Annotated in this window: 13 protein-coding genes; 1 reads left to right on the top strand and 12 read right to left on the bottom strand. The window is 31.9% G+C overall.

Going from position 1 to position 9,394, the window contains the following annotated elements; genetic code table 11:
* Window positions 1-219 precede the first annotated feature (219 nt).
* The 12 genes from WC460_06150 to WC460_06095 all read right to left on the bottom strand — a co-directional run bounded on the left by WC460_06150 (window position 220) and on the right by WC460_06095 (window position 7,531).
* Window positions 220-771: an NUDIX domain-containing protein gene (locus tag WC460_06150; GenBank protein MFA5188918.1), complete on the bottom strand. Its 552-nt coding sequence runs from the start codon at window positions 769-771 to the stop codon at window positions 220-222.
* A 124-nt stretch (window positions 772-895) separates the two neighbouring features.
* The gene (locus tag WC460_06145; GenBank protein MFA5188917.1) at window positions 896-1,048 is read right to left on the bottom strand and encodes a hypothetical protein; all 153 of its coding nucleotides are present in this window, start codon (window positions 1,046-1,048) and stop codon (window positions 896-898) included.
* A gap of 41 nt (window positions 1,049-1,089) precedes the next feature.
* Window positions 1,090-1,362, bottom strand: coding sequence for a hypothetical protein (locus WC460_06140; protein MFA5188916.1), 273 nt, complete (start codon window positions 1,360-1,362; stop codon window positions 1,090-1,092).
* A gap of 24 nt (window positions 1,363-1,386) precedes the next feature.
* Window positions 1,387-1,956, bottom strand: a complete 570-nt coding sequence (locus tag WC460_06135; protein MFA5188915.1) for a hypothetical protein — start codon at window positions 1,954-1,956, stop codon at window positions 1,387-1,389.
* 249 nt (window positions 1,957-2,205) lie between these two features.
* Entirely contained in the window at window positions 2,206-2,976 is a 771-nt protein-coding gene (locus WC460_06130; protein ID MFA5188914.1) for a DpnI domain-containing protein, read from the bottom strand.
* Window positions 2,977-3,022: 46 nt separating this feature from the next.
* The gene (locus WC460_06125) at window positions 3,023-3,397 is read right to left on the bottom strand and encodes a hypothetical protein (GenBank protein ID MFA5188913.1); all 375 of its coding nucleotides are present in this window, start codon (window positions 3,395-3,397) and stop codon (window positions 3,023-3,025) included.
* Window positions 3,394-3,783, bottom strand: a complete 390-nt coding sequence (locus WC460_06120; GenBank protein ID MFA5188912.1) for a HEPN domain-containing protein — start codon at window positions 3,781-3,783, stop codon at window positions 3,394-3,396. Before WC460_06120 ends, WC460_06125 begins: the two co-directional genes overlap by 4 nt.
* A 19-nt stretch (window positions 3,784-3,802) precedes the next feature.
* The gene (gene murC, locus WC460_06115; GenBank protein ID MFA5188911.1) at window positions 3,803-5,239 is read right to left on the bottom strand and encodes a UDP-N-acetylmuramate--L-alanine ligase; all 1,437 of its coding nucleotides are present in this window, start codon (window positions 5,237-5,239) and stop codon (window positions 3,803-3,805) included.
* A gap of 83 nt (window positions 5,240-5,322) precedes the next feature.
* Window positions 5,323-5,592, bottom strand: coding sequence for a hypothetical protein (locus WC460_06110; protein MFA5188910.1), 270 nt, complete (start codon window positions 5,590-5,592; stop codon window positions 5,323-5,325).
* A complete protein-coding gene (locus WC460_06105; protein MFA5188909.1) occupies window positions 5,592-6,086 on the bottom strand; it encodes a hypothetical protein in 495 nt (164 codons plus the stop codon). The genes WC460_06110 and WC460_06105 overlap by 1 nt, the downstream gene beginning before the upstream one ends.
* A 1-nt stretch (window position 6,087) precedes the next feature.
* A complete protein-coding gene (locus tag WC460_06100) occupies window positions 6,088-6,711 on the bottom strand; it encodes a hypothetical protein (GenBank protein ID MFA5188908.1) in 624 nt (207 codons plus the stop codon).
* Window positions 6,712-6,781: 70 nt separating this feature from the next.
* Entirely contained in the window at window positions 6,782-7,531 is a 750-nt protein-coding gene (locus WC460_06095) for a class I SAM-dependent methyltransferase (GenBank protein ID MFA5188907.1), read from the bottom strand.
* A 105-nt stretch (window positions 7,532-7,636) separates the two neighbouring features.
* Here WC460_06095 and WC460_06090 point away from each other — a divergent pair, with 105 nt between their 5' ends.
* Window positions 7,637-9,211, top strand: a complete 1,575-nt coding sequence (locus WC460_06090) for a tRNA uridine(34) 5-carboxymethylaminomethyl modification radical SAM/GNAT enzyme Elp3 (protein ID MFA5188906.1) — start codon at window positions 7,637-7,639, stop codon at window positions 9,209-9,211.
* Window positions 9,212-9,394: the final 183 nt, after the last annotated feature.

The following is a 9,394-nucleotide window of genomic DNA, read 5'->3' as shown; positions in this document are numbered from 1 at the left end:
CTGATTGCCGTAAAAAAAGAAGACACAGAAACGGCAAGGCGCCGATAGAAATTGCCGGCGCAGACATTACAGGAATCGATTGCTTAAAGTTGTAAAATAGCAGTCGCAAAAGGGGACGCTACCTAACAGTAGCCTATTGATTTTTTTAAAACTTTATGCTATATTTAAGTTAATCACGCTCAATGAATTTATTCGTTGAGATACACATAAGTCCGAGGATTATATCCTTGGATTTATTTTTTTAATTTCATTTAATACTTCTGACCAATAATCCCTATACGGCGCGACAAACTTTTCAGGCTTTGTTTTTAATTCTTTTGTGATTTTTTCAATTGGGAAAAATTTAATTTCTTGTACTTCTTCAACTTGTAATTTTAATTTATGGGGATCACCATCGTATTTCAAAAAGTAAACATAATAAAACTCATTATTCTTTAAGCCTTGAGAAACTACTTGGTCTTTAATAATTTTGAAAAAATATAAATCATCTTTTTGAACATTTAGTCCAATTTCTTCCTCTAATTCTCTTATCCCTGTATCAATTGGATCTTCACCTGCTATCACATGACCTCCGACTGAAACATCCCAGAGATTAGGGAAAAGCAATTTTTCTTTGGCTCTTAATTGCAATAAAACCTCGCCCTGAGAATTATAAATCCAAATATGAGCAGCTCTATGCCAGAGCCCCTTTTCATGCGCCTCACTTTTCATTTTCTGTTCGCCAGTGAGATTATTCTCCTTATCACAAATATCAATTAGTTCATCAGACATGTTTTTGTTAAATTATTTCCGGCTTTAAGGCCTCAAATGCTTCTTTAATGTTAACTTCTTTCATAATTTATATAATGCTAATTAACGAATAAATGCGAATCTACGAATATTTTAAATAGTTTTATTAATTATTATCTACTGGTATAAACCAAATAAACCAGACGATCCAGACAAACCAAATTAAGCTGATTAATTCATGGGTTTGGAAATAGGTGAAACCATATAATGCAAGCAATCCTAAAAATCCCAGTGCCCAATTTTTTCTAAGTTTTTTCATAGGTTTAAGTTAATTATAATGCGAATAAATTAAATTCTAATCTACGAATGTTTATTATATTTTTTCAACCACCACTTTTTAAAAAGCGGAACAGTTAAGGTGGACAAGACAAAAGCCAGCGCAGGGACAATAGCATTGATAAATGGTTTGGGTAGTTGGGCGAAATAGAAAAATACGACAATAACAATGTAGGTCAAAATCAAAATAATAATTTTTCTGGTCCAACTTGTTTCCCAGGCCTTATCAGCTTCTACCCGCTGATTGCGTTTTTTAATTATTTCAATTTCATTTGTTAATTCTTCAAGAGATGGCATAGTGTTTATTTTTAATAAATAATTTTATTTAGTAAACTGTGATGTGATATTTTTTTTCATTAATATACTAACACTCTTTAAATTGATCTTTTCTTTTGTCTTCAAAGGAATTTCAAATGTAACTGCTCCAGCTTGTGATTTTTGCAATACTCCAACTTGCTTCTTTGAGTATTTGAGGATTCTTAACTTAATATTATTATCTATATTAGCTAATATATTAAATGGCATAAAATACCCTGGATCTATTTGTGCTATTTTAAGCAAAATAAACTCTCCGTTATTTTCATATTTACAATTAAGTCTAAGGACTTCGTAATTAAATTCGATGTTTCCAATAGATATTTTTAATTCTTTTGGCGAATCCGTTTTCGATATTTCAAAATCCTCGGATTTTGCATCTCCGATTTCAATCAAAACGTAAATGTCAAACAAAACCTGTTTAGACCTACTATAAAGAAAAAAAGAAAAATTAGATGTCCATTCGCTGGCAGTAAATTTTATTTTTCTAGGTTGAATTTTAACCAAGGGGATAAACTTTTTAATTACTTCAGGCAGTATTTTATCCGCAATGGCAATTAATATATCAAAAAACATAAAAAATAATTCTATTTAGCAATCTCAAATATTTTTTTTACTAATTATTTTCTTATATAACCCAGAGCTGAAACTCAGGATAAGTTTTCCGGTCGTAAAAATCCAAATCCTTATCATCTTCCCATACGAGTTCGGTAAAATTCTTGTAATCTTCGTTATATCCCCTGCACACAATTAAAACTTTTCCGAATCGATTAATTCTTAGAAATATTTTTGCCAATAATGGACTAATAGTAATTTCCATATTATTTAAGACAATACATAATGGCCACGCCCTATAAATTTTAAGTATCCTTTATCCCTTAATATTTGTAATTGCTGACGAATTTTATCTTTAATATGTTTATTCTCTGGATGTTTTTTACTCAAGATATCTTCAAATGCATAAATTTCATCTAGGGAAAATTCTTTAATCGCTAATTTATCAATACAATTCATAACATCCAATAACCAACCCTTTGCGTCAATTTCTTTCTCTTCCCTTAAAAATAAAGTTTTTTGCCAATTTGCTATAACATTTTGTCTTGGCTCAATTTTACGATTTTTTACAAAGAAAATTTTCCCTGATTCGGGGATACTTTGCAATAAAATATTACATCCAACCCAACCGACACGCCTTGCTGTTTGAGATAAAGCCTTACGCTTTTCGATAATATCTGGAGTAAAATAATGCTTGGGGATAACAAGGAAATTCAAAACAGAAAAGGTTAGTAAATCATAATTTAGTAGAAAAAAATTGGGATTGTCTGCACTTCGCAATCGCTCAATCATTGTTCGATACGCACCATCGACAATTTTTGATCCAATAGAATCTTTCTTACTTTTCAATTCATAATCCTCGCGACAATTTGAGCAGAAAAAATCTGCAACAGGTGTATTGTTACCATACCTATCAATGTCTAAATGGCCACAGTTGGGACAAAAAACTTTCCTATCTACCCAATCCTCTGTTAAAACTCTAATCTTTTGCGATAAATTTTTATATCTTTCTGCTATTTTTGTGTTTAAATCTAAATCCATGGCGTAAAATCTTTATCTTTGAAATATGGTTTTTGCATAATTCAATTTATTGTTTTATCTTTTTTGATGTAATTATAAAGGCATGTTTTATTTGTAATCCAAAAAAATTGCTATTTAAAATCTCTACAGAATTATGTTCGGTATGCACTGCTTGTTGTACCGCTTTTAAGGCTAGATTGTTTTCATCAATTAGGACTACTTTTGATAATTTTATAAGATTTTCCTTTAATTCTTTCTTTATCTTTTCGACAATTAAATAAAGAGCAATATTTTTATTTTTAATAATCCATGGAGCAGCAATAACCACATCCCATTTATTTATTGAAAAATCAGTCTGAAAAAGAGCAAATAACTCAAATTCACCCTTTTCTTGTGAAAGTTCTTGTTCAATTTTTTGAAATTTTTTTATTAATTCTTTCATAGTTCTTTTAATATTTTTTTGGCTGAATTTATCATTTGTTTTGCTTCTTTATTCTTAATATTACCAATTGGATTATATCTTGATTCTGGATCCCATTGTGATACAATGGACCATTCCGCGAATAATTGTTTTTTAACCTTACTTTCTTTTCCTGTAAAACTTAATAATATTTCTAAATTATGTGTTTTTAAAGATTTATAATCATTAAAATTATGACCGGGTGGGAATTCAGTCCATTGTAATTTTTTACATATTTGCTTTTTCAAACAAAGTTCTATTGCATAACCGCAAATATATACTGCACCATCATATCGTTTAGCACGAAGTAAGGTTTCTGCATCTTTTAGTCTATTCTTTGCAATTTTTTTTATTTCTTTAGCAATCATAATTAATTAAAAATTGAATTTACACTAATTCCCTCGCTACTTTGTCTATATCCCCCGCCCCCAGTATCAACACCACATCATTACTCTGCACTTCAGATAAAATTTTGGCCTTAGTTTCAGTTAAGTCACTAGCATAATAATATAAAGATGGCTTAACTCCAGCAATTAATTTCTTGCTTTCAGTTAAGATAATTTTATCAAGTAAATCATTGGAACTAATTCTTTTAGTCACATCTTTCTCTTCCCTGCCAGCCACATCATAAATTTCAGACAAAATCACCACATCAGCCGGGCTTTGAGCAAAGGTTTTTACAAAGTCATCAAATAAAGATTTTGTTCTCTGAATCTGGTGCGGCTGAAAAACAACCAGTAATCTTTTATCAGGATAAAATTCCTTGGCTGCCTGGATTGTTTTAGCTACTTCTGTCGGATGGTGCGCGTAATCAGAAATCACCAAAGCCCCATTTTTATCAGGCGTTAAACCAGACATTTTACCAATAATCTCAAACCTGCGCCAGGCGCCTGTGTATTGAGCCAAAGTGCTTTTCACCACATCAGCATTAACACCCAGTTCCAAAGCCATTAAACTGGCGCCTAAAGCATTTAAGATATTAAATTTGCCAGGCACTTGCAGATTAAAGTCGCGCAGTTCCTGGCCTTTATAAACTGGTTTAAATATCTGGCGACCATGTTCTATTTTAATATTTTTGACAATTAAATCAGCTGACTGGTCTTCCAAAGCAAAAGTCGCGATATTGCAATTTGGCATTTCCAAACGTTCAGTAATATTTTTATCATCCCGATTGTAAATCAAATAGCCGTCTTCAGGCAGTTTATTAACAAAATCCTGAAATGTATCAATGTACTGGGTTAAATCACGGTAAAAATCAGGATGGTCAAATTCTATATTATTTAAAATAATCACTTTGGGATTTAATTCCATCATGTGGGCCTTGTATTCATCGCCTTCAACCACAAAATACTCGCTATCGCCAATTCTTAAATTCCCATCCCAATCTTTGACTTTAGAACCAACAATCACTGTGGGATCAAAATTACCTGCTTCTAAAAGCAAACCAGCCATGGCAGTTGTAGTTGTTTTGCCATGACAGCCAGAAATGGCAATCGTGTATTTGTTTTTGCTGAATTGGCCCAAAAACTGGAAGTAACTCATACTTTCTACTTTATACTTTTTACTTTGTACTCGTTCGGGGTTGTCTTCTGGCACAGCATCAGAATAAATTACCAGATTAATATCCTTGCCAATATTCATGGCCTTATGTTCACCAATAAAAATCTTGGCCCCGAAATTTCTCAGGGTTTCAATAATCTCTGAATCATGCAAATCAGAACCAGTCACGATTTTATTCTGGCTTAACAAAAGCTTGGCCACAGCTGAAATCCCAATCCCGCCTATGCCAATGATGTGAATTTTTTTGAGTTTAGATAGATCCATAAGGTAATTTTAGCAAAAAATATAAATAAAATCAAAAAACCCCTACCCGATTAGGCTAAGGAGTTTTAATGTTTTATCCTGTTTTAAGTTATTAAATTTCTAGATTTTAGTATCTCAATATAATTTTCCTTCTTCAATGGACAATTTATCAAGTCTTGGAATTGAGTCTCGTTTAATTTTAATTGACATCTTATTTTATCTGTTGCGGATACTTCACCAGAGCCATGAGATAATTTTGTATAAAGTACTTTTTTACCATTATAAATAAACCAAGCCATTTTATGATCTCCTTCTTTAATAAAAAGATCTAATTTACTAAAAGCTTTCTGTATTTTTGCCGCCTTTAATCTCATTATTTTTCGGTTACTATCTTATTTAAGAAATCTAAAATAAATTTAGGAAATGTGCCCAAATCTTCAACTCGTTCCCCCTTTAAATCGAAATATAGTTCCTCCATACACAGAGAAAAATCTTTAATTGCATCGAATTCAGTATCACCCTCACCATAAAGATCCAAATCACTACTAGATATTACAAAATGGCTGTCTTTTTCCTCAAGCAATAGTGGGATTGCTTGAATTAATGTGATCCTTTCGAGAGGTAAGTTTTGAATAAAAATATTCTTTTGAGACAAAAGAGAATTTTCCATACTATTTATTCTTTGCTTCAAAATGCTTATATCTAAAGATAAATCCTGTATATATTCACCCGTATACATTCTAATTGCCGATGCAATTTTCTTATCAGTATAACTTTCAGTACCATTATCAAAAAGACTCTCCACGGATGATAATGTAGATTTTTCATTAAACGTATACATCTGTAAGTATTTTATTCTATCTTGCATATTATTTTAATGTTAAAAGCTTGTCTGTATCAACCATAGATTCTTTTATAAAGCTTAAAAAATCACTTACAATTATTTCCATTTTTTTTAATTCTGACAAGTTAAAATGCCTATTTAAATGTACGCCAATAACATTCTTCTCTTCAGAGGGAATCAATTCTAGTACAGATATCACATCATCGGGTAAATGTTTTTTTATTTTTATCGACGCATTTATTAAAGTATCTGTGGCATTAATATTTTTCAAAAAATCATTATTTAAAAATTTATTCCAATCAATTTCATTATCAGCCGTTGCGTTTATATCTAGATTAAACCCATAGGCTTTTAATTCAGACTCCTCTATTAAGCCTTGTAATTTAATAAATGTTTCAATAATAAATTCTGGGTTATCATTACCTTCGGTTTTATTATTTACTATTAGCCTATTACTCTCAAACTTAATTTCTAAATTTCTATCTGGTATTACAAAAACCCTATTAGATCCAATGCCCAAGAAAAATAAATTTTTTGCTTCATCGCCAGTAATCGATAATAATTCGATTACCTTCTCTTGAGTAATGCCTTCCAACTCATTATCATATAGGCCTGTAATATTAAAATTTTTAATATCTAATTTCGCCATTTTGTTTATTTTATTTAATTATATTGAATATTTTACTATAATATCAAAATTTTGGCAAGACATACAACTATTAAATTTTAGTTAATAATTTCGCCATTTTCTTTTTTTCCTTTTCAGTTTGTTCTTTGATTTTCGCCACTGTAATTATATTTCTGGAATTGGAAACATTTTTAATAATTTCAAAGCCTGTTTTTTTCAGCAAGCTGGCAATATTATTTTCAGTAAAAGCGTGAATATATCGTTGATGCTTTTTTTGCCAGGGAATAAAAACATCCTGCAAGTCTAAATCCTTTGGCAAAATATCTTCAATGCCATTTTCTGATTCAGAAATTTTTAAAAGCGTGTACTTGATGATATATTTAAGATAGCGCTTTTGCCACAGGTTCCAGTTGGTCATTAAAAGTTTGCCATTGGGCTTTAAAACAGATTTAACATTTAGCAAAACTTTTTCCCGCAATTTTTGCGAAGGAATATGATGCAAGGTAGCAACTAAAAAAACCAAGTCGTATTTTTCTTTTAAATTCAGATCCAGAATATCACCAACCATAAAATTAAAATTCGGCCAATTAGCTTTTGCTTCATCAATTAATTTAGAACTAAAATCAATTCCCAGATAATTAATTTTATAATCTTTTAGTAATTCCAAAAGCCTGGCATTGCCGCAGCCCAAATCCAGAATATCTTGACCATTTGCCAAATAACCTTTAAAATACTCAAACTCAGGCCAGATTTTGTTTCTGGTCTCAGCAAAGTCTGCTGCGATTTGGTCGTATATTTCTTTGTTCTTGGCCAGGATTTTCATGGCCACTGCAGTTTTCATGTGATTATGTTACTAATTTACTAATCTGTTACGAATCTACTAATAAGTTAAATAATCCATTACCATTAGTAGATTAGTAGCCCATTCGTAGATTAGTATCCTTTTATGAATAAAATTTATCAAAATATCGTAATTAAACTGCTAAAAACGAAAATTACAAGCCAGTTGGCTTTAAATCGTGATATTCGTATTTTCGCAGGAGCTTTTCATATTCCTCCTCCAGAGAAAATCAAACTGCTTTCAGCTTATCATATTTTGCTTAAACATGGAAGCATTAAAAGGCAGGAAAAACTGGAGAAATTACTGAAAAAAAGAGCCATACGCACCTTGTCCGGCGTAGCGCCGATTGCTGTTTTAACCAAGCCGTATAAATGCCCAGGCCATTGTTTGTTTTGCCCATCTGAAAGCAAAATGCCAAAATCATATTTATCCAATGAACCAGCTGTTATGCGCGCTATTTTATGTAAGTTTGATCCATTTAAACAAGTCAAACTGCGTCTTAATGCGCTTAAAATGACTGGCCATGATACTGATAAATGCGAATTAATTGTCATGGGCGGAACCTGGAGCTATTTACCGAAAAAATACCAAGACTGGTTTATTAAACGCTGTTTTGACGGGTTTAATGGTAAGATCTCTAAAAACCTGGCCCTGGCGCAAAAATTAAATGAAAAAGCTAAATACAGAGTTATTGGGTTAACTTTAGAAACTCGGCCTGACTATATTAATGCGGCTGAAATCAAACGCATGCGCGAACTTGGGGCCACGCGTGTAGAAATTGGCGTGCAAACAATTGATGATAAAATTTTAAAATTAAATAAACGCGGACATTTAGTTAAACAAACTATTAATGCTACAAAACTGCTCAAAGACGCTGGGTTTAAAATTTCTTATCACATGATGCCAAATCTGCCAGGTTCAACTCCTAGCCGTGATTTAGCAATGTTTAAAAAAATATTTTCTGACCAAAATTTTCAGCCAGACATGCTAAAAATTTATCCATGCGTGGTCACAAAAACTTCTGAACTTTACAAATGGTTTAAACAAGGCAAATACAAGCCATATACTGACAAACAATTATTAAATTTAATTATTAAAATAAAAGAAATCATTCCGCCTTATGTCAGAATCAGCAGATTAATACGCGACATACCCCGAGAAAGCATTTTAGCTGGCAATAAAATTTCCAATTTACGCCAGCTTATTCAGGAGGAATTTAAAAAAACTGGGCAAATTTGCCAGTGCATCCGCTGCCGTGAAGCCAGAAACACAACTTTTAGTTTAAAAGGATTAAAATTAAAAATTAGAAAATATAAAGCTTCAGATGGTTTGGAATACTTTTTAGGTTATGAATCAAAAGATGGAAAAACTCTTTTTGCTTTCTTAAGATTAAGGCTTGCCCAAAAACCCGATCAAAATTTATTAAAAGAATTACCTGAATTAAAAGATGCGGCCTTAATCCGCGAGCTTCACACTTACGGCATTTTAATTCCTTTGAATTCAAAAAAGCATGAAGTTCAGCACGCTGGCCTGGGTAAACGATTAATCTTAGAAGCTGAAAAAATCGCAAAAGGGCAAGGATTTAAAAAAATCGCCGTCATATCTGGAATTGGGGTCAGGGAATATTATAAAAAACTGGGCTACAAGCTGTGGAAAACATACATGGTAAAAAACTTGTAATTTCTCTGTAATACTATAAAATTAATACTAAGGACAGGGGAACTTAGCATAAGAGAGCGAAAGTTTACTATCTTGGGTCCTTATCGACAACCTATGTGCAAAACTAAGGACAGGGGAACTTAGCATAAGAGAGCGAAAGTTTACTATCTGAGTCCTTATCGACAACCTATGTGCAAAACGCAT

The sequence above is a fragment of the Patescibacteria group bacterium genome (assembly GCA_041651155.1).
Taxonomy (GTDB): domain Bacteria; phylum Patescibacteriota; class Patescibacteriia; order CAIXNZ01; family CAIXNZ01; genus JAPLYF01.
Note: the sequence above shows the minus strand (reverse complement) of the source record. Positions and strands in the feature narration are given on the sequence as shown.